We start from the raw sequence: 19,930 nt of genomic DNA, 5'->3' as shown, positions 1-19,930 counted from the left end.
GATCAGAGATGATCGCGGGTTTTTTCTTTTGGCATATGCCGAAAAATCAACACCACTTCAGCGAGCCCCAGCGAAGGCGCCGCAATGACATGGATTGATGTTGATTGTGGCTGCGCGCGAGATTGCCGTGTCGATTCCGTTGCCTGCGTGTCGCCGCATTCCTGTGAAACGATTTTTATGCGCAGCGGTGTCGCCAAGTTATTGCCACAGACATTACTGCTGGAACGTAGCGTCAATCTGTTGACTTGATGCCGTTCCAGCGGGGTGTCAACGCATGCGGTATGGAAAAGAGATCAAGCACGCGGCCGACCGTGTGATCGACCATGTCGGCGATCGATTGGGGGCGATGATAGAAGCCGGGGAGCGGCGGGTAGATGATGCCGCCCATTTCGGTGACGGCGGTCATGTTGCGTAGATGCGCCAGATTGAAGGGGGTTTCACGCACCATCAGGACGAGTCGGCGGCGTTCTTTCAGTGTCACGTCGGCGGCGCGCGCGATCAGATTGTCCGACAGGCCATGGGCCACGGCGGCCAGGGTTCTCATCGAGCATGGCGCGACCACCATGCCTGCCGACTGATACGAGCCGCTGGCGATGGATGCACCGATGTTGCGAATGCTGTGTGTCACGTGCGCGAGCGCCTCGACATCCTTGCGGTTCATGTCGAGTTCCTGATGCAGATTCAATACACCTGCATCGGATACCAGCAAATGGGTTTCGATGCCGGGCGTGTCGCGCAACACTTGCAGCAGGCGCACGCCGTAAACCGCACCGGTGGCGCCGGTGATGGCGATGATCAGTCGTTGTGCGGCCGGCATGGCGCGACGCGGGTAACGCAGCCGCCTCAGGCTTTCAGCAGCGATTGCAGCTCGCCGGATTCGAACATCTCGTTCATGATGTCCGAGCCGCCGACGAATTCGCCCTTGACGTAGAGCTGGGGAATGGTGGGCCAGTTGGAGAATTCCTTGATGCCCTGGCGCACTTCCTGATCTTCCAGCACATTGATGGTGACGATATTGTCGACGCCGCATGCTTTCAGGATCTGCACGGCGCGGCCGGAAAAGCCGCATTGCGGAAACTGCGCAGTGCCTTTCATGAAAAGCACGACCGGGTTTTGCGTGACGGTATCTTTGATCCAGGTTTGTACGTCGCTCATGGTGCTGCCTTCAATAAGAATCGGAATAACGCCATTATATGAAAAAGCGTGGGCAACCGTTGATGTGCCGCGCAACGGGCGGCTGGAGAGTTTGCCGCCAATGCGCGATCAAGAGATGTGTTGCCGGAATGGTGGATCTCGTCGCGCCGCCCCTTGCGGGCAAGGGGCCGTGATGGTGGAGCGCGCCGCGTTCAGCCTTTCAGCTTTGCGAATGCCGCCGCCATGGCGTTGTTGGCCGGCGGCGCGGCGCGTTGCTGGTGCTGCGCCAGGCGCTTCGAATCGTTGCGGTCGCCGCGCTGCTCGGGTTTCGCGCCGGCCGGTTGCGGCGTGTCGGAAAGGCGCATGGTCAGCGCAATGCGTTTGCGCTTCTCATCGACTTCAAGCACCTTGACCTTCACTACCTGACCGGCCTTGACGACGGTGTGCGGGTCGCGCACGAAGGTATTCGACAAGGCCGAAATATGCACCAGGCCATCCTGATGCACGCCGATGTCGACGAATGCGCCGAATGCCGCGACGTTGGTGACGACGCCTTCGAGAATCATGTCGGGACGCAGGTCCTTGATTTCCTCGACGCCTTCCTTGAAGGTCGCGGTGGTGAATTCCGGACGCGGATCGCGCCCCGGCTTTTCCAGTTCCTTCAGGATGTCGGTGATGGTCGGTACGCCGAATTTCTCATCCGCATACTTGCCGGGATTCAGCGACTTCAGCAGCCTGGCGTCGCCGATGACGCCTTTCACGTCCTTGCTGATGTCGGCGAGAATCTTCTCGACCAGCGGATACGATTCCGGGTGCACTGCCGACGCGTCGAGCAGGTTGTCGCCATCCATGATGCGCAGGAAGCCGGCGGCTTGTTCGAAAGTCTTGTCGCCGAGGCGCGGCACCGACTTCAGCGCTGCGCGCGAAGTGAACATGCCCTTCATGTCGCGGTACGACACGATGCTTTGCGCCACGCTGGCGTTCAGGCCGGACACGCGGGCCAGCAGCGGCGCGGAGGCGGTGTTGACGTCCACGCCGACCGCGTTCACGCAATCCTCAACCACTGCATCGAGCGAACGTGCCAGTTGCGTCTGGCCAACGTCGTGCTGGTATTGGCCGACGCCGATCGATTTCGGATCGATCTTCACCAGTTCCGCCAGCGGGTCTTGCAGGCGGCGTGCGATCGATACCGCGCCGCGCAGCGAGACGTCCAGTTCCGGCAATTCGCGTGAGGCGAATTCCGAGGCGGAATAGACCGAGGCGCCGGCTTCGGACACGACGATCTTGGTCAGTTTCAATTCCGGATGCTGCTTGATCAGGTCTTGCGCCAGCTTGTCGGTCTCGCGTGAGGCGGTGCCGTTGCCGATCGAGATCAGCGCGACGTTGTGCTTCTGCGCGAGCAGCGCCAATGTGTGCAGCGAACCGTGCCAGTCGTTGCGCGGCTGGTGTGGGTAGATCGTGTTGGTGTCGACGACCTTGCCGGTGGCGTCCACGATCGCGACCTTGACGCCGGTGCGCAGGCCGGGGTCGAGGCCCATGGTGGCGCGCGGGCCGGCAGGTGCGGCCAGCAGCAGGTCTTTCAGATTGCGGGCGAAGACATTGATCGCTTCGACTTCCGCGCGCTCGCGCAGGCCGGTCATCAGTTCGGTTTCGAGGTGCATGAAGACCTTCACGCGCCAGGTCCAGCGCACAGTGTCGGCCAGCCATTTGTCCGCAGGACGGTTCTGATTGCTGATGCCGAAACGCGAGGCGATGCGGCCTTCGCACGGATTGTGCGGCGCGTCCCACTTCGGCTTTTCTTCCTCGCTGTCGAGACGCAGCGTCACGTTGAGCATCTCTTCGCGGCGACCGCGAAAGAGCGCCAGCGCGCGGTGCGAGGGAATCGTGTTGAGCGTCTCGGAATAGTCGAAATAGTCGGCGAATTTCGCGCCGGCGTCTTCCTTGCCTTCGACCACTTTCGATTCGACGATGCCGTGTTCGGTCAGGTATTCGCGCAGGGTTTGCAGAAGCGTCGCATCCTCGGCGAAGCGCTCCATCAGGATCTGGCGCGCGCCGTCGAGCGCTGCCTTGGCATCGGTCACGCCGGGGTTGTCGCCATTGTCGGTGGTGAATGCCGGCTTCAGATACTTGGCGGCTTCCTCTTCCGGGTTCAGGGCCGGATTGGCAAGCAGCGCATCCGCGAGTTCGGTCAATCCCGCTTCGGCCGCGATCTGCGCCTTGGTGCGGCGCTTCGGCTTGTACGGCAGGTACAGGTCTTCCAGCCGCGTCTTGTCTTCGGCATGCGTGATGGCGTCGAGCAATTCCGGCGTCATCTTGCCTTGTTCTTCAATCGACGCAATGATCGCCGCGCGCCGGCTTTCGAGTTCGCGCAGATAGCGCAGTCGCTCTTCCAGCAGGCGCAGTTGCGTGTCGTCCAGACCGCCGGTCGCTTCCTTGCGGTAACGAGCGATGAAGGGCACTGTTGCACCTTCGTCAAGCAGGGCGATGGCGGCAGCGACTTGCACCGGCTTGGCGACGAGTTCGAGGGCGAGACGTTGTTCGATGGAAGGCAGCATGAGCATCAGAAAGTGAAAAAACAAGCGATGGATGATACACAAATCAAGGGAATGCACCAGTCTTGACAGGCAGCAGCGCAACGCCTGCCGTACGTGCCTGACGTAACGCATGTTGACGCAATTTGAACGAGATGCATTTCCGATAAGGAGCGCGGCACCTTTTTGCAAAATTGCCATCGAATTTTCCCCGATTGCATTTTGCAGTCCATGAGTGCATGCGCCGACTTGTCGCCTTGTTGGTATGGCAACAGATTTCCTCACTTCAGCTCAGGAGAAAAGAATGGCTAGTGGAACCAGCGGATCGTATACACCTGCAACGCCTTTCGATCAGTTCAATTGCGTCATACCCGAGAATGAATTTCCGCAACACGGCATGGAAGCGCGCGCGGCGCAGGCCATCACCGAAAGCGAGTCGTGGACCGACGCCAATCCGATGCTCAATCTGTCGTCGTTCGTGACGACCTACATGGAGCCCGAGGCGCGGCACATCATCGCCGCCAACATGACCAAGAACTACATCGACCATGACATGTATCCGCAGGTTTACGCGATGGAGCAGCGCATGGTGCGCTGGCTGCACCAGCTGTGGAACGGTCCGAAGGGTGTGGAGGTCTACGGCGCGGCCACCGTCGGTTCGTCGGAAGCGTGCATGCTCGGCGGCCTGGCGCACAAATGGAACTGGCGGCAGGCGCGCGAGCGTGCCGGCAAGGATGGCAGCCGTCCGAACATGGTGACCGGCGGCAATGTCCAGATCGTGTGGAAGAAATTCCTGCGCTACTTCGACGTCGAGCCGCGCATCGCGCCGCTGAAGCCCGGCAACTACCGGCTCACGACCGAGCATCTGGAAAAACTGGTCGATGAAAACACCATCTGCGTGGTGGCCATTGCTGGCTCGACCTTCACCGGCGAGGACGACGACATCCAGGCCATTCATGATTGGCTGGATGCCTATGAAAAGCGCACCGGCATCAATATTCCCATGCACATCGATGCCGCCTCGGGCGGCTTCGTCAATCCCTTCCTCTATCCCGACTACAAGTGGGATTTCCGGCTGCCGCGCGTGCAATCCATCAACGGCTCCGGTCACAAGTACGGCCTCGCGCCGCCGGGGCTGGGCTGGGTGGTGTTTCGCGAGAAGAAGGTCTTCAACAAGGATCTGATCTTCTACGTGAACTATCTCGGCGGCGAGTCGCCCACCGCCACGCTCAACTTCAGCCGCAATGCGATGCAGATCCCGGCGCAGTACTACATGTTCCTGCGCTGCGGCTTCAACGGCTACCGCATGATCATGCAGCACACCGTCGACAATGCCCAGCTGTTGCGTCAGCGGCTGGCGGATTCCGGCTTGTTCACCATCATGAACGAGACCCAGCGCATTCCGGTGGTGGCGCTGACGCTCGACAAGAAAGTGAAGCGTTACAACGAATTCGACATATCGGCCAAGGTGCGCGAGCGCGGCTGGGTGCTGTCCGCCTACACCATGCCGGCCAATGCCGAGAGCGTGAACTCCCTGCGCGTGGTGGTGCGTCCGCACCTCAATCACGATGTGGTGGGGATGCTGGCCGACGACATCCTCAAGGCCTGCGCCTACCTCGAAGAACATGGCGGCACCGCACGGCCGCCGGCGCTGCACGAACACGCGCACTACAACACCACACCGGCGAAATGCTAGTTCGACCGAGGCGATGGCCGCACACCGCCCATCGCCTCCGATGCGTGATCAGCGCATGACGCTGCGGGTCTGTTGCGGCCTGCAGCGCCATGCAATGCGAGTTCCGCGTGCAAGGCGCGGCAACATGACATGAAGGGAGGGAACCATGGCCGACTGGTTCGTCAACACGCTGCGCAGCTATCCGGAAATCGCGATCTTCCTCTCGCTGGCGATCGGCTACTGGGTCGGCGGAAAAAGCTACAAGGGCCTGAGCCTCGGCGCGGTGACGGCCACGCTGATCGCGGCCGTGCTGATCGGCCAGCTGAACATCAGCATATCGAGCAACGTCAAGTCGGTGTTCTTCCTGCTGTTCCTGTTTGCGGTGGGCTACGGCGTGGGGCCGCAGTTTGTGCGGGGGATCGCCAGGGACGGCCTGCCGCAGGCGTTGTTTGCGGTCGTGACCTGCGTCTATTGTCTGGGCGCGGCGGTGGTGGCGGCGAAGGTCGCCGGCTACGACATCGGCTACGCCGCCGGCCTGTTTGCCGGCTCGCAAACCATCTCGGCATCGATGGGCCTCGCCACCGATGCCATCAACCGCCTGAACCTGCCGGCCGAGCAGACCAAGCAGATGCTGGACGCGATGCCGGTCGCCTATGCGGTCACCTACATCTTCGGCACGGTCGGCTCGGCGCTGCTGCTGGCGCTGGTCGGCCCCAGACTGCTCAACATCGACCTCGTTGCGGAATGCAAGCGGTACGAGGAATCCATGGGTGGCGGCAAGCGCGTCGGCGGCGATGGCACCGGCTGGCACGATTTCGAGCTGCGCGCATTCCGCATCCATCCGGGCAGCCGCGTGGTCGGCCTGAAGGCGACCGATGCCGAGGCGCTGGCCACCGGCACGCGCGTGTTCGTCGAGCGTCTGCGGCGCGACGGCAAGATCATCGAGGCTACAGGCGACACGGTGCTGATGAGCGGCGACGTGGTCGTGGTGGCCGGCCATCGCGAAGTGCTGGTCGAGCTGATCGGCCCGCTTGCCGAAGAGGTGGACGATCCGGAACTGCTGGCGGTGCCGATCGAAGGCGTCAACATCTATGTCACCAACCGCGAGGTCGACGGCAAGACGCTGCACGAACTGTCGCCCCGGCCCGAGGCGCGCGGCGTGTACCTGCAACGGATCGTGCGCGGTGCCACCAGCACCGAGATCCCGGTCCTCGCCAGGACGGAACTGCATCGCGGCGACATCCTGACGGTCGTCGGCCGCAAGCAGGATGTTGCACGGGTCGCGAAGTTGGTGGGCTATGCCGACCGGCCGACCGACGTCACCGATGTCGCGATGATGGCGGCCGCGATCACGATCGGTGCGCTGATCGGCGCCATCGTCATCAAGGCCGGCGGCATTCCCCTCACGCTGTCGACCGCAGGCGGTACGCTCATCGCCGGCATCGTGTTCGGCTGGTTGCGCTCGATTCATCCGACCTTCGGCCGGATTCCCGCGCCCACCGTCTGGTTCATGAACTCGGTCGGGCTCAATGTCTTCATCGCCGTGGTCGGCATCTCGGCCGGTCCCGGCTTCGTGCTCGGCTTGCAGAAGCTGGGCCTGAGTCTGTTCCTGTGGGGCGTGTTCGCGACCTCGGTGCCGCTGATCCTCGCGATGTTCACCGCGAAATACATCTTCCGCTTCGACCCCGCGATCCTGCTGGGCTGCTGTGCGGGCGCGCGCACCACGACGGCGGCGCTCGGGATGATTTGCGACATCGCGAAAAGCAATGTGCCGGGACTGGGATATACCGTCACCTACGCCGTCGGCAACACGCTGCTGACGGTCTGGGGCATGGTGATCGTGATGCTGTTGAGTTGAGAGGTGCGTTGCGTCAGGGGTGCTGTCCGCCCGTGACACGTTCGATGCCGGCCAGATCGCACCAGCTCTGGACGGCATGGAACTGCCGCTCCGTCAGCAGTGCGCGCACATGGGCGGCCTGATCGTAGCCGTGTTCCATTAGCAGGAATCCGCCGGGTGCGAGGCGATCTCGCGCACCCGAGACGATCGTGCGCAGGCAATCGAGTCCGTCGCCGTGATCGGTCAAGGCCGACAGCGGCTCGAAGCGCAGGTCGCCCTGCGAAAGATGGTCGTCGCCGGCAACGATGTACGGCGGATTGGAGACGATCAGCTCGAAACGCTGCTCGTCCAGAGCCTCGAACCAGTCACTTTGTACAAAGCGGATGTCGGCGGCGTGCCGTTGTGCATTGCGCCGGGCGACCGCGAGCGCGTCCTGGCTGACGTCCAGCGCGGTGACGGTGGCGTCGGGTCGGCTGTGGGCAATCGCGATTGCGATCGCGCCCGAGCCGGTGCCCATGTCCAGCACGCGGCCGTTTTGCGGCAGACGCTCCAGCGCGAGCTCGACCAGCAGTTCGGTTTCGGGGCGCGGAATCAGGACCGCAGGCGTGACCTCGAAGGCGAGTCCGTAGAATTCTCGCTCGCCGACGATGTACGCGATCGGTTCACCATCGGCGCGGCGCTGCAGCAGCGCCGACAAATATTGCGCTTCATCGTGCGTCAGAACACGCTCGCCTTGCGTGATGAGCTGCACGCGCGACAGCTTGAGCGCATGCGTCAGCAGGATGCGGGTTTCCAGCGGATCCAGCGGCGGTTTCTTGAGCAGCGCGGCTATCGTGCTGCCGGCGGCGATCCGGATCGTGCGCGGCGCATCCTGCATCGCAATCACCTCAGCGGCTTTGCTGGCGCAAGGCTGCCCAGATCAGCACGATGGCGAAAATGCCGAACCAGACCAGCGACCATTGCGGGATCGACAGGCCGAGGATGGGCGCGTATTCCGTCGTGCACAGGCCGTCGGCCTTGAACACGAAGGGCAGCAGTTCGGCGGTAGGGATCTTGTTGAGCGAGGTTTCCAGCGGATCGATGCCGCAGGAGACGGTCGGATGCGCCTTGACCCACAGATGCCAGCCGGCGACGCCGGCGCCGCCGAGTGCGGCCAGCGTGCCGAGATAGGCGCCGGTCTTGGTCGCGCCGCGCGGCAGGATCGCGAACACGAGGCAGATCAGGCCGACGGCGGCGAAGGCGTAGCGCTGGATGATGCACAGCGGACAGGGCAGCATGTTTTCCACATGTTGCAGGTACAGCGCAAAGCCCAGCAGGGCGAACGAAATCACGGCGACAGCAAGCAGAACGGGTCTGGATGTTTTCATTTTCGGATGTTGTCAGTGGGTAAAGGCATAAGAGTGCCACGATTTTAAATGGTTCCCGTTCGGCAACAGGGCGCGCCATTGTGTAGGGCGGGTCCCACCCGCCATGTGCATCGTTGGCGGGTGGGACCCGCCCTGCAGTGTTCAGGCTTCTTCGCCCAGCGCCGCCAGCAGTTCCGCCTGATGCTCGGCCACCAGCGCGCCGGTCAGTTCCTCCAGATCGCCATCCATGATGAAGTCGAGCTTGTACAGCGTCAGGTTGATGCGATGGTCGGTCATGCGGCCCTGCGGATAATTGTAGGTGCGGATGCGCTCGCTGCGGTCGCCGGAGCCGATCAGCGACTTGCGCGTGGCCGCTTCCTTGGCCTGCTGCTCGCGCAACTGCACGTCCTTGATGCGGGCGGCCAGCACCTTCAGCGCGGACGCCTTGTTCTTGTGCTGGCTGCGGTCGTCCTGGCATTCGACCACGATGCCGGTCGGAAAGTGCGTGATGCGGATCGCCGAGTCGGTCTTGTTGATGTGCTGGCCGCCCGCACCGGAAGCGCGGAAGGTGTCGATGCGGATGTCGGCCGGATTGATGTCGATGTCCTCGACTTCATCGGCTTCCGGCATCACGGCCACCGTGCAGGCCGAGGTGTGGATGCGGCCCTGCGTCTCGGTGGCGGGCACGCGCTGCACGCGATGGCCGCCGGATTCGAACTTGAGCTTCGAGTACGCGCCGAAGCCGACCAGCCGCACGATGACCTCCTTGTAGCCGCCGATTTCGGAATGCGATTCGGACACCATCTCGACCTGCCAGCGGTTGCGTTCGGCGTAGCGCGTGTACATGCGCAGCAGGTCGCCGGCGAACAGCGCGGCTTCGTCGCCGCCGGTGCCGGCGCGGATTTCGAGATAGATGTTGCGCTCGTCGTTAGGATCCTTCGGCAGCAGCATCTTTTGCAGATCGACTTCGAGCTGTTCGATGCGCGATTTGGCGTCGGCGATTTCCTCCTGCGCCATTTCCTTCATCTCCGGATCGACCAGCATTTCCTGCGCGCTTGCCACGTCGTCTTCGGCCTGGCGGTAATCCTTGTACAGCGTGACCAGCGGGCCGAGCTCGGCGTGTTCGCGCGTCAGCTTGCGGTAGTTGTCCATGTCGGACGTGATGCCTTCCTGCATCAGGAGATTGTTCACTTCTTCCAGCCGTTCCGTCAGCTGGTCGAGTTTGGCGAGCATGGATGGTTTCATGGGCTTTCTTGGGAATTGGATGGACGAGGCGAATGGCGCGTTCGTCAGAAGGTGTGCCATCGGCGGATGGCGCTGCGCTTATCCGCCCTACCGCTTGGTGCGGAACAGTTGCGGCAGCAGCGCCGCGAGGCGGGCGCGCTCGTCGCCCTGGGCGTTGTGCAGGGCCTGCTGCGGGCCGTGCAAGAACTTGGCAGTGAGGCCTTTCGACAGGGCTTCCAGCACCGCGTCGATGTCCTCGCCTTTTGCGATCAGGCGGCGCGCGCGTTCCAGTTCCAGCATGCGCATGGTTTCGCTCGATTCGTGCAGGTCCTGGATCAGCGGCACCACCGCGCGGCGGTCGATCCAGTGCATGAAGGATTGCACACGCGTTTCGATGATGGCTTCGGCCTGCTGCACGGCGGCCTGGCGGTTCTCGATGCCGGTCTGTACCGCGGCGCCGAGGTCGTCGACGGTGTACAGGAAGACGTCGTCGAGCCGGCCGACTTCGGATTCGATGTCACGCGGCACCGCAAGGTCGACCATGAACATCGGCTTGTGGCGGCGCGCCTTGACGGCGCGCTCGACCAGGCCGAGACCGATGATGGGCAGCGAGGATGCGGTGCAGGACACGACGATGTCGAAATTCGCCAGTTGCTGCGGCAGGTCGGCGAGGCGGATGGCGCGGCCGTTGAATCGGTGCGCCAGCGTCTCGCCGCGCTCCAGCGTGCGGTTGGCAATCGTCAGCGATTTCGGATTCTGCGCGGCGAAATGCGTGGCGCACAGTTCGATCATTTCGCCCGCGCCGATGAACAGCACGTGCTGGTCCGCGATCTTGTCGAAGATGCGCTGCGACAGGCGCACCGCGGCGGCGGCCATCGACACGCTGTGCGCGCCGATCTCGGTGGTGGTACGCACTTCCTTCGCGACCGAGAAGGTGCGCTGGAACATCTGGTGCAGATAGGTGCCGAGTCCGCCTGCTTCATCCGCCTGGCGCACGGCGTCCTTCATCTGGCCGAGAATCTGCGGTTCGCCCAGCACCATCGAGTCCAGTCCCGAGGCGACGCGGAAGGCGTGACGCACCGCATTGTCTTGCGGCAGCGTGTACAGATAGGGACGCAGCTCGCCGTAGGGCAGCTTGTGGTATTCGGCGAGGAAGTACGCAGTCGCGTCGATCGCGGCGGTGACGCCGCCGGGAATGTTGCTGACGGCGTACAACTCGGTGCGGTTGCAGGTCGAGAGGATGGCCGCTTCATCGGAGCACTGCGCGGAAGCATCCGCCGCCGTGCCGCGCCCGAACCAGGCGCGCGCCGACCCCACCGCCTGGCCGATCTGGTCGGCCGGGAAGGCTACCTTTTCGCGCAGGGATAGCGGCGCGGTGGTGTGGTTGAGGCCGACGGCTAAAAGCTGCATGTCCGGTCGTGAAATTTCATGGGTGAACAACCCCGGATTATAGCCTGTTGCTTCGCGCTCGAAGTGCTGCCGGGCGTTTGTTGCCTGCCTGATCTGCTGTCAAGAATGGTCAAACCAGCAACGTCCGCCGACAACTTGCCTTCATGTCAATTGGACACTCAGGCATGCGGATCCTATCCGCGCTGTTGCGCTGAATCAGGCAGCAATTCCAGCCGGTATCCGAAGCTGTACACCGGCAGCAAGCGATAGCCGTTCTCCGGCCGCAGTTGCAGCTTGGTGCGCACGCGCGAGACATGCGTGTCCATGGTGCGCGACGGCACATTGCCGTCGGCGGACCAGATGGCGTCCAGGATATAGGCGCGCGACAGCGGTCGGCCAAGATGACGGAAGAACAACAGGGCCAGCTCGAATTCCTTGTGCGTCACACTGACCTGGTGGCCGGCGATGTGGATGCGGTTGGTGCGCGGCTCGAAAATGTAGTGCCCGAACTGCAGCTGTTCCGGGCCCTGTCGGTCCGGGTAGGCGCGCCGCAGCAAGGTATGCACGCGCGTCAGGAGTTCGCCGCGCCGCAGCGGCTTGATGATGTAATCGCTCGCTCCTCTGCTCATGGCTTCGACGATATGGTCTTCGTCGGTGCGGCTGGCGACATACAGCACGGGGAAGTTTTCCGGCATGTGACTGCGTGCCCATTGCAATACCGCAGCGCTCGGCATTTTCTGGTCGACGATGAGCATGTCTATGCCCTCGCTTTGCAGCTGTTCCAGGGTATCGGCCGTACCGGGATGGCAGGTGTGCCCGGCGTTCGTCAGCACCTCGCCGATCAGCCGGGTTTGCCGCGCATCATTGTCGAGGAGGGCGATTCGCATGAAAAGTGACACGCAGGAGGCGCGTGGAGGTCTGATTGCCTGCTAATTTAACAAAATGCAAATCGCCTGAGGGAAATAAGCGCGCATTATTTTTGCAAGCGCAAATGAAAAGGGCTTGACCGCAGTCAAGCCCCGAAAGGGAGCGGCAGCGCCACCCGTGCAATCTGCTACGCCACCGTCACCACTTCCGCGTTGCCGCTCTTGCGCATGACATTGATGCCGACATTGTTCGGGTAGCGCTGCAGCATCAGATCGACGGTCGCGCCATTGATCGTCAGGTCCCTGATCTCGACCGTGTCCAGGAAGGACGGCAGTTGCGGATGCCGGAAACGGATTTCGTTCTGGTGCGGATTGAAGGACAGCCCGAGACAGGCCTGCAGCAGATAGAACACGCTGGCGGCGGCCCATGCCTGCGGCGAGCAGGCCACCGGGTAGAGCGTCGGCCCTTCCTCCGGGCGCTTTTCGAAACCGCAGAACAGTTCCGGCATGCGGTGCTGGTCCATGTGCATGCACGCCTCGCGCAGCGCGCTGAACACGAGCATCGCCTTGCCGGTGAAGCCGTAGCGCGCCATGCCGTAGGCGATCAGCGCATTGTCGTGCGGCCAGACCGAGCCGTTGTGGTAGGCCATCGGGTTGTAACGCACCTCCTTGCTGGGAATGGTGCGGATGCCCCAGCCGCAGAAGAACTCATCGCTCAACAACTGATCGGCCACCCGCGCAGCGCGCTCCGGCGTCGCGATGCCGCTCCACAGCGCATGTCCGGCGTTGGAGGAGGGCACGGCGCATTGCTTCTTCTTGCCGTCGAGGGCAAGCGCGTAGGTGCCGATTTCCTCGCACCAGAACGCCTCGTTGAAGCGCTTCCTGAGCGCGCGCGCGGCGCTCTCGAGATCGCGCGCCAGTTCATGCTCGCCCAGCAGGGCGGCCAGCTTCGCGGCCTGCAGTTTTGCCTCGTACACGTAGCCCTGCACTTCGCACAGCGCGATCGGTGCCTCGGCCAGCTGTCCATCCTTGTGGAACACGGAATCGTGCGAATCCTTCCAGCCCTGCTGCGCCAGACCGGACTCGGTATAGCGCGCGTACTCGACAAAGCCGTCCTGATCGCGGTCGCCGAAGTGGTCGATCCAGTGCAGCGCGCGCGTGATGTTGCTCCAGATCGAACGGATGAAATCGAGATCGCCGGTGCGCTCGTAATAGGCGCCGGCGAGGCCGATGAACAGCGGCGTGGCATCCACCGTGCCGTAGTAGCGGCGGAACGGAATCTCGTTCAGGGCGGCCAGCTCGCCCCTGCGTGCCTCGTGCAGTATCTTGCCCGGCTCGGCGTCGCGCTCGGGGTCGTGCGTGGTCGCCTGGGTGGCGGCGAGAAAGGTCAGCACGCCCTTTGCCATGCCGGGATCGATCCACAGATATTCGTGTGCGGTCAGGATGCCGTCGCGCCCGAAGGTGGTCGAATACCATGGCACGCCGGCATACGGATAGCAGCCGTCTTCCATGGTCGTCGTCAGCATCACGAGGTCCGCCGTCGAGCGGTCGAGCCAGCTGTTGAACAGGGGATTGGAGGTTCTGACCTTGCAGCGGTTCTGCAGCTGCGTGCCGAGGATCTTGGTGACTTGCGTGAACGCGGAGAAATACTCGGTCCCGTCTTTCTGCGCGACTTGTCCGGGCGTGTCCTCCACCTCGCAACGGATGGTCAGATACAGATGCGTCTCTTCCTTCGGCTGCAGCCGAATCCTGAAATCGGCCTGCTCCGCCGTCAGCTTGTCCGGCACCGGATCGAAGTGCATGCGCGTCCTGCGCACCACATTATCCAGCCCGCGGTAGGACAGCACCAGTTCGCGCTCGCCGACCTGCGGCGGCAGGTATTCGCCGCGCCGCTCGCGCTTGAAGCCGCGCACTTCGAACAGGTCCTTGAAATCCGCGCCGACCTCGATCGACACCGTCGCCTCGATCGGCTCCAGCCCGTAGTTGGCGATGCGCACATGCTCATAGCACGCGTTCTTCCACAGCAGCTTGGCGCGGAACACGTGCAACTCGCCCTTCGGGATCGAGTTGCGTCCGTGCGGATGGATGTCCGGGTTCATCAGCTCGATGATGAACAGGCCGTTGTCGTCCTTCACGGTCGAATTGAGGAACATCGGCCGCACGCCTTCGATCTGCAGTTCCAGCTGCGACAGAAAGCAGGTGTCGCCGTTGTAGATGCCTTCCTCGCCCATGCCGATCGACTGGATGTCGCCGAAGCGGTCGAACAGGGCGAAGGTGTCGTCGTGCTTCAGCACGCGGCGACGTTCGTCGGCGGGCGAAGCGGTGGCGAGGATGTACCACTGTTCTCCCAATTGAACTTTTTCAACCATGGCTTTCTCCGGTCGTGCGCGATGCGCCGTACCGCAAACACGTGCTTTACGGGAACGATGGAGCGTCGCTGTCGAGTATTTGCTGGTAAATGCGCAAGTAATTTTCTGCCATCGTGGCGACCGTGAAGCGGCGCTCGAATGTATCCCGGCAGTGCCGCCGGTCGATGGCGGCGATGTTCTGCGCGGCGCGTATCGCCGCCTCCTGGTCTGTCACCACAAAGCCCGTGACACCGTCTTCCATGATTTCCGGAATGGAACCGTTGCGATAGGCGATCACCGGCGTACCACAGGCAAAGGCTTCGATCATCACGAGGCCGAATGGTTCGGGCCAGTCCACCGGGAACAGCAGCGCGCTTGCATGTTCGAGCAATTCGCGTTTTTCGCGGTCGCCCACTTCGCCGATGTACTCCACCAGCGGGTCGCGCAGCAAGGGCTTGATTTCACTGTTGAAGTACGGCTCATCCATCTGGTCGATCTTGGCTGCGATGTAGAGCCGCATGCCGCATGCGCGCGCAATCTCGATGGCGCGGTCAAGGCGTTTTTCAGGCGACACCCGGCCGACGAACGCGAAGTAATCGCCGCCGGTCGGCATGAACGCATACATGTCCGACGGCAAGCCGTGATAGATCGTGTCGCACCAGTTTGCCGCTGGCAGCGGATTGCGCTGACTGTTGGAAATGGACACCAGCGGGCAGTCGTTGAAACGCTTGTAGAGAGGCATCAACTCCGGCAAATCGAGCCGCCCGTGAACTGTGGTCACGTGCGGCACACCGAGCATCCTCGCCAATGGAAAATGCATGTACTCGGTGTGGAAATGGATCACGTCGAAGGAGTGCGCCATCTGCGCCAGCTGATCCAGTTGCATCGCGTAATACGCCAGCCACGATTGCCGCCCCACCTCTTGCCGCAACGGTTGATCGACAGCCGACACGAGGCGCGCATCCGTGCTCGAGTCGCCGGTGGCAAACAGCGTCACCTCATGGCCGCGCCGGACCAGCTCTTCGGTGAGATAGGAAATGATGCGCTCAGTACCGCCATATGCCTTCGGCGGCACGCGCTCGAACAATGGAGAAAATTGCGCAATTTTCATGTTTCATGTTTGCCTCCTCGATTGCGGAGCAAACGGCTGGTCACGGGATTCTCCGAGATCGCAAGACACGTGCCATGCATTGCAGAGACATCCAGCCGCCTATCCTGTCTCGAAGGAGAGGGGATAGGGGGCAAATGTTCTTCCTCCCGTCATGTAATTCTTACAGGCGTGGCAGCATGCGCTGAAAAATCCGGTCGCGATTGAGCAAGACATGCTTGAGCGCGGCAAGCACATGAATCAGGATCAGCGCGGCGAAGGCCCATGCCAGTATGTAATGCATGCCGGCAAACAAATCACGCAGCGGCTTGTCTTCCCAGCCCCACGAAGGCAGCGCGATGCCGAAGAATTTCACGCCATACTTGTTGAACGACGATGAGATGTAGCCGGTGAGCGGCACCAGCACCATGCACAGGTACAAGGCGTGATGGCCCCATTGCGCGGCGTGCACTTCCCATTTCGGCATGCTGCCAGGCAATGGCGGCTCGGTGTCGTAAAAGCGCCAGACGATGCGCGCCAGGATCAGCACGGCGACCAGCACGCCGAGCGATTTGTGCAGATTGAAATAAAAGGCGCGCTCCGGCGTGTTGCGCGGTATGCCGACCATGTAGTAGCCGAGCACCAGCAAGCCGATGATCAGCGCCGCGATCGTCCAGTGCAGCACGACCGTCGGCAGGCTGTGGCGCGCATGCATGTCGCGCGCGCCAGCCTCCGGTGCGTCGGCGGTGCTGGCTGTGCTGGCAGTCCCCGCTGTGCTGCGCATGGTGTTGTCCGCGCTCAATGAATGACGACGCCCCAAGGTGATTCTCCGACGGCAATGTCTTTCAGCACCGCATTGGTCGCGGTATCAATGACGGACACCGAATTGGAGCGGCCGTTCGCGACATAGAGTTTTTTTCCATCCGGCGTGATCGCCATGTTCCAGGGGCGCTTGCCGACCGGGATCGTCGCGATGATGTTGTTGGCGGCGGTGTCGATCACCGACACCGTGCCGTCCCTGCCGTTCGAGATATACACCCGCTTGCCGTCCGGCGCCATCGTCACGCCGTTCGAGAAATTGCCCGCCTTGATTTCCTTGAGCACCTTGCGGCTGGCGACATCGACCACATACACCGTGCTGGCAATCTCCGCCGCGATATAGGCGCGGCTGCCGTCCGGTGTGAACGCGATGCCGCGCGGCCGCTTGCCGAGCGTGACCGAGGCCACCTGCTTCTTCTGCGCGACGTCGATGATGTCGAGCGTGTCCGCCTCCTCCGCGCTGACGTACAGCCACTTGCCGTTCGGACTGAACTTCGCATGCTCGGGGTTCTCGCCCCTGGTCTTGATGGTGAATGCCTTTTCATTCGTTTTCGTCGAGATGAAGGTGACCGCATTCGACAACTCGATGGCCGCCACCACCCAGTCGCCCGCCGGTGAAATGCCGACGCCTTCCGGCGATTCGCCCAGCGCGATCTTGCCGGTGACGGCCTTGCTGTCCGCATCAACCAGCAGCAGCGAGTTGGACGACTGGTCGCTCACGTACAGCAGCTTGCCGTCACGGCTGATTGCCACACCGCGCGGTTTGCCGCCCGAGGCGATCTCGCCGACCACCGTGTCGCTGGCGCAATCGATGATCGACAGCGTCCCGGATTTCTCGTTGGGGACATAGGCGAAAGGCGCGGCGAGCGACCACGAGGGCAGGGCCAGTGCAAGCGACACGATGGCCGGAACGAAGCGCGTGCGAGGTGATGTCATGTGGCAATGTCCATGAAGGGTTCAATAAAGGGTTTCAAAACAGGCTGCCGATGTAATGGGTCAGATTCAGCATGTCCTCGTCACTGAGCGTCTGCGTGACGCTCGTCATGTTGCCGCCGTCGTTGGTTCTGGTCCTGGCCTTGAAGTCCTTCAACTGCTTGAGGACATAGTCGGGCTGCTGCCCCGCCAGCCGCGGGATTTCATTCTGTCCCTTCATCTGCCCCAGATGGCACATGGTGCACAGCACGTCGGCGGCGATCCTCGCGCCCGCCGTGACGCGCTTCGGGTCCGGCTTGAAGTTGAGCGGCGCGGGCTTCTGCCTTGAAAAGTATTCCGCCAGATCGAACATGTCCTCGCGCGACAGGGCTTCCGCAAGCGGCGTCATGTTCGGATCCTTGCGCCGCCCTTCCTTGTAGTCGCGCAGCTGCAGATACAGGTAGCGCGCAGTCTGCCCGGCGAGGATGGGAAAATTTCCGCTGACGGAATTGCCGTTCGGCCCGTGACACGCCACGCAGGTTTCCGCCTTGCGCTTGCCGGCCTCCGCATCGGCGGCGCCACTGTCGGCGGCGATGAGCGCGTTCATCGCCAGGGAGGAGAACAGGATGAATGCACGCATGGGTTCGATGGCGATTCCGGTGGCGATGCGGCTGGCATGGAAAAGGAAGAGGTGCCGTCGGGCATTCTCTTCCTCGTGGATGAATCCGATGCAAAAACGTGCTGCGATGCGTCCCTGCGATGTGTCCTTTTGGCGACGCATCTTTTGATGCTTGCTGCCATGCCCACCTGTCATTCCGCGCGCGGCGAGGAATCTGCGTTCCTCGCCATGCGCGCGGAGGGAACGGGGCGCTTGCCCCACGCTTGTCCCACTACAGCGCGAACACGAACACGCTGTTGCCGCGCTTGAAGTCCAGTTGCGTATTGCCGCCGGCCGCGACCGCGATGTACTGCTTGCCGTTCACCGTGTACGACACCGCCGGCGCGTTCACGCCCGCGCCGCACTGGAATTTCCACAGCACCTTGCCGGTCTTCGCATCGTAGGCCTTGAACCAGCCATTGCCTTCACCCGCGAACACGAGGTCGCCGGCGGTGGCGAGCGCGCCGCCGATCATCGGCTGCTCGGTCTTGGCCTGCCACGCGATCTTGCCGGTGTCGATGTTGACAGCGGTGACGTTGCCCCATTGCTCTTCACCGGGGATGTTCTTGAACGCGCCGCCCAGCCAGATCTTGCCGCCGGGGTAGGGCGATGGCTCCACCTGATACGTCATCGGCTGATGCAGGTTGACCGCATAAGCGAGCCGCGCCTGCGGATGGAAGGCCATCGGCGACCATTCGACCCCGCCGTTGGCGCCCGGCAGCATGCGCGCGCCTTGCGTGGTCGGCAGCGTCCACATGGCTTCCTGCGGCACCATGGCGTCGGAGAAGCGGATCAACTTGCCGTCGCGGCGGTCATGCACATACACATGCCCGGTCTTGCCGCCGTGGATCACGCCGGGAATCATCTTCCCGTTCTTGTCCTTCACATCGACCAGGATGGGCGGGCTGGCAGCGTCCAGATCCCACACGTCATGCGCGACGTACTGCGAATGCCACTTGTACTTGCCGGTGTCGAAATCGATCGCCACCAGCGAGTCGGTGTAGAGGTTGTCGCCCGGACGTTCCGCGCCGTACAGGTCGGGCGAGGGATTGCCGACCACGAAGATCAGCGTCTTGGTGGCGCGGTCGAACGAGGGCGGCATCCACACGCCGCCGCCCAGGGTTTCGTAGAACTTGCTGTTCTTGGCGAAGGCCGCCTTTTCCGCCGCGATGTCGCGCTTCATGTCGCGCCCGGTCGCGTCCTTCTCGGCCCACACACCTTCGTGTCCCTTTTCCGGGATCGTGTAGAAGGTCCAGACTTCCTTGCCGGTGTTCGCGTCGAATGCCTTCACGAAGCCGCGTATGCCGTACTCGCCGCCATTGGTGCCGATCAGCACCTTGTCGTCGACCACCACGGGCGCCATCGTTTCGCTATAGCCTTTTTCCGGATCGGCGATCTGCGTTTCCCACAGCAGCTTGCCGGTCTTTGCATCGAGCGCTACCAGCTTCGCATCCAGCGTGCCCATGAAGAGCTTGTCGCCGGCGATCGCGACGCCGCGGTTGTTCGGCCCGCAGCAGAAGGTCGTGACCGGTCCCATCTTGTGCTTGTAGTGCCAGAACTGCTGGCCGGTGACCGCATCGATCGCGTAGACGTGGTTGTACGAGGTGGTCAGGAACATGATGCCGTTGACCACGATCGGCGCGGTCTCCATCGACTCCACCACTTCGGTCTGGAACACGAAGGCCGGCTTGAGCTTGCCGACGTTCTTGTTGTTGATCTCCTTGGCGGGATAGAAGCGGGTCTGGCTGTAATCGCCGTTGGAATGCAGCCAGTTCTTCGCGTCCTTGTTTGCGCCGTCCAGCATCTGCTGGCTGACCGAACCGAGCTTGCCCGGCATCGGAACCGGCTTGATGCCCGCGCCGCCCTGGATTTCCTGTGCGAGGCTGATGCCGCTGCACGCCAGCCACGCGCCGATTGCCACACCTGTCAGTGTCAATTTGCTCGTTCCCATGGTCGCTCCTGTTGTTACCCGCTTGTGACATGAAACGCGCCCCGGCTCCCTGTTCAGGACCCGGGGAAGCGCGCCGAATCAAGATCAATGAATGGGTGATTGATACTTGACTGCGTGAGAGTCGTAACCAAGTATTACTTGTGTCTAAGCCTA

General features: G+C 62.4%; 17 protein-coding genes. 2 read left to right on the top strand and 15 right to left on the bottom strand.

The features are described from left to right. Positions 1-2 precede the first annotated feature (2 nt). The 4 genes from D3870_RS22125 to D3870_RS15630 form a co-directional block, all read right to left on the bottom strand. A complete protein-coding gene (locus D3870_RS22125) occupies positions 3-197 on the bottom strand; it encodes a hypothetical protein (RefSeq protein ID WP_147375805.1) in 195 nt (64 codons plus the stop codon). A 35-nt stretch (positions 198-232) separates the two neighbouring features. Then, positions 233-817 (bottom strand): UbiX family flavin prenyltransferase, encoded by a 585-nt coding sequence (locus tag D3870_RS15640; RefSeq protein ID WP_119740510.1) that lies wholly within the window; start codon positions 815-817, stop codon positions 233-235. Between the two features lie 26 nt (positions 818-843). Next, complete coding sequence (gene grxD / locus D3870_RS15635) at positions 844-1,155, bottom strand: Grx4 family monothiol glutaredoxin (protein WP_119740508.1); 312 nt, start codon at positions 1,153-1,155, stop codon at positions 844-846. Between the two features lie 191 nt (positions 1,156-1,346). Then, entirely contained in the window at positions 1,347-3,689 is a 2,343-nt protein-coding gene (locus D3870_RS15630) for a Tex family protein (protein WP_119742213.1), read from the bottom strand. Positions 3,690-3,969: 280 nt separating this feature from the next. Here D3870_RS15630 and gad point away from each other — a divergent pair, with 280 nt between their 5' ends. After that, a complete protein-coding gene (gene gad, locus D3870_RS15625; protein WP_119740506.1) occupies positions 3,970-5,361 on the top strand; it encodes a glutamate decarboxylase in 1,392 nt (463 codons plus the stop codon). 145 nt (positions 5,362-5,506) lie between these two features. Further along, the gene (gene aspT / locus D3870_RS15620) at positions 5,507-7,198 is read left to right on the top strand and encodes an aspartate-alanine antiporter (protein WP_119740504.1); all 1,692 of its coding nucleotides are present in this window, start codon (positions 5,507-5,509) and stop codon (positions 7,196-7,198) included. 13 nt (positions 7,199-7,211) lie between these two features. Here aspT and prmC read toward each other — a convergent pair whose 3' ends face one another. The 11 genes from prmC to D3870_RS15565 all read right to left on the bottom strand — a co-directional run bounded on the left by prmC (position 7,212) and on the right by D3870_RS15565 (position 19,777). Beyond that, complete coding sequence (prmC, locus tag D3870_RS15615; RefSeq protein ID WP_119742211.1) at positions 7,212-8,054, bottom strand: peptide chain release factor N(5)-glutamine methyltransferase; 843 nt, start codon at positions 8,052-8,054, stop codon at positions 7,212-7,214. 10 nt (positions 8,055-8,064) lie between these two features. Next, positions 8,065-8,544, bottom strand: coding sequence for a disulfide bond formation protein B (locus D3870_RS15610; protein WP_119740503.1), 480 nt, complete (start codon positions 8,542-8,544; stop codon positions 8,065-8,067). A gap of 141 nt (positions 8,545-8,685) precedes the next feature. Next, complete coding sequence (gene prfA, locus D3870_RS15605) at positions 8,686-9,768, bottom strand: peptide chain release factor 1 (protein ID WP_119740501.1); 1,083 nt, start codon at positions 9,766-9,768, stop codon at positions 8,686-8,688. An 87-nt stretch (positions 9,769-9,855) separates the two neighbouring features. Continuing rightward, positions 9,856-11,157 carry a glutamyl-tRNA reductase gene (gene hemA / locus D3870_RS15600; protein WP_119740499.1) on the bottom strand — a complete coding sequence of 434 codons (1,302 nt, stop codon included), beginning with the start codon at positions 11,155-11,157 and terminating at the stop codon, positions 9,856-9,858. Between the two features lie 173 nt (positions 11,158-11,330). Next, a complete protein-coding gene (locus D3870_RS15595; protein WP_119740497.1) occupies positions 11,331-12,023 on the bottom strand; it encodes a response regulator transcription factor in 693 nt (230 codons plus the stop codon). A gap of 167 nt (positions 12,024-12,190) precedes the next feature. Continuing rightward, positions 12,191-14,371, bottom strand: a complete 2,181-nt coding sequence (locus D3870_RS15590; protein ID WP_119740495.1) for an amylo-alpha-1,6-glucosidase — start codon at positions 14,369-14,371, stop codon at positions 12,191-12,193. 46 nt (positions 14,372-14,417) lie between these two features. Continuing rightward, on the bottom strand, positions 14,418-15,461 hold the full coding sequence (locus D3870_RS15585; protein WP_119740493.1) for a glycosyltransferase family 4 protein: 1,044 nt from the start codon (positions 15,459-15,461) through the stop codon (positions 14,418-14,420). Positions 15,462-15,621: 160 nt separating this feature from the next. Further along, complete coding sequence (locus D3870_RS15580; RefSeq protein ID WP_242489999.1) at positions 15,622-16,221, bottom strand: cytochrome b; 600 nt, start codon at positions 16,219-16,221, stop codon at positions 15,622-15,624. 14 nt (positions 16,222-16,235) lie between these two features. Beyond that, positions 16,236-17,192 (bottom strand): YVTN family beta-propeller repeat protein, encoded by a 957-nt coding sequence (locus D3870_RS15575; protein ID WP_119740491.1) that lies wholly within the window; start codon positions 17,190-17,192, stop codon positions 16,236-16,238. Between the two features lie 34 nt (positions 17,193-17,226). Continuing rightward, the gene (locus D3870_RS15570; RefSeq protein ID WP_242490088.1) at positions 17,227-17,775 is read right to left on the bottom strand and encodes a c-type cytochrome; all 549 of its coding nucleotides are present in this window, start codon (positions 17,773-17,775) and stop codon (positions 17,227-17,229) included. A 283-nt stretch (positions 17,776-18,058) separates the two neighbouring features. Further along, positions 18,059-19,777, bottom strand: a complete 1,719-nt coding sequence (locus D3870_RS15565; RefSeq protein WP_119740489.1) for a pyrroloquinoline quinone-dependent dehydrogenase — start codon at positions 19,775-19,777, stop codon at positions 18,059-18,061. Between the last annotated feature and the right edge of the window lie 153 nt (positions 19,778-19,930).

Source organism: Noviherbaspirillum cavernae, from assembly GCF_003590875.1.
GTDB lineage: Bacteria > Pseudomonadota > Gammaproteobacteria > Burkholderiales > Burkholderiaceae_D > Noviherbaspirillum > Noviherbaspirillum cavernae.
This window is presented reverse-complemented; position numbering and strand designations above follow the sequence as displayed.

What these genes read in the sequence shown, in the direction of transcription:
- D3870_RS15565 (WP_119740489.1), bottom strand. Translation starts at nt 19,777, where the DNA reads ATGGGAACGAGCAAATTGACACTGACAGGTGTGGCAATCGGCGCGTGG.
- D3870_RS15570 (WP_242490088.1), bottom strand. Translation starts at nt 17,775, where the DNA reads ATGAACGCGCTCATCGCCGCCGACAGTGGCGCCGCCGATGCGGAGGCC.
- prfA (WP_119740501.1), bottom strand. Translation starts at nt 9,768, where the DNA reads ATGAAACCATCCATGCTCGCCAAACTCGACCAGCTGACGGAACGGCTG.
- prmC (WP_119742211.1), bottom strand. Translation starts at nt 8,054, where the DNA reads ATGCAGGATGCGCCGCGCACGATCCGGATCGCCGCCGGCAGCACGATA.
- D3870_RS15630 (WP_119742213.1), bottom strand. Translation starts at nt 3,689, where the DNA reads ATGCTGCCTTCCATCGAACAACGTCTCGCCCTCGAACTCGTCGCCAAG.
- gad (WP_119740506.1), top strand. Translation starts at nt 3,970, where the DNA reads ATGGCTAGTGGAACCAGCGGATCGTATACACCTGCAACGCCTTTCGAT.
- D3870_RS15590 (WP_119740495.1), bottom strand. Translation starts at nt 14,371, where the DNA reads ATGGTTGAAAAAGTTCAATTGGGAGAACAGTGGTACATCCTCGCCACC.
- hemA (WP_119740499.1), bottom strand. Translation starts at nt 11,157, where the DNA reads ATGCAGCTTTTAGCCGTCGGCCTCAACCACACCACCGCGCCGCTATCC.
- grxD (WP_119740508.1), bottom strand. Translation starts at nt 1,155, where the DNA reads ATGAGCGACGTACAAACCTGGATCAAAGATACCGTCACGCAAAACCCG.
- D3870_RS15580 (WP_242489999.1), bottom strand. Translation starts at nt 16,221, where the DNA reads ATGCGCAGCACAGCGGGGACTGCCAGCACAGCCAGCACCGCCGACGCA.
- D3870_RS15595 (WP_119740497.1), bottom strand. Translation starts at nt 12,023, where the DNA reads ATGCGAATCGCCCTCCTCGACAATGATGCGCGGCAAACCCGGCTGATC.
- D3870_RS15610 (WP_119740503.1), bottom strand. Translation starts at nt 8,544, where the DNA reads ATGAAAACATCCAGACCCGTTCTGCTTGCTGTCGCCGTGATTTCGTTC.
- D3870_RS15640 (WP_119740510.1), bottom strand. Translation starts at nt 817, where the DNA reads ATGCCGGCCGCACAACGACTGATCATCGCCATCACCGGCGCCACCGGT.
- D3870_RS15585 (WP_119740493.1), bottom strand. Translation starts at nt 15,461, where the DNA reads ATGAAAATTGCGCAATTTTCTCCATTGTTCGAGCGCGTGCCGCCGAAG.
- aspT (WP_119740504.1), top strand. Translation starts at nt 5,507, where the DNA reads ATGGCCGACTGGTTCGTCAACACGCTGCGCAGCTATCCGGAAATCGCG.
- D3870_RS15575 (WP_119740491.1), bottom strand. Translation starts at nt 17,192, where the DNA reads ATGACATCACCTCGCACGCGCTTCGTTCCGGCCATCGTGTCGCTTGCA.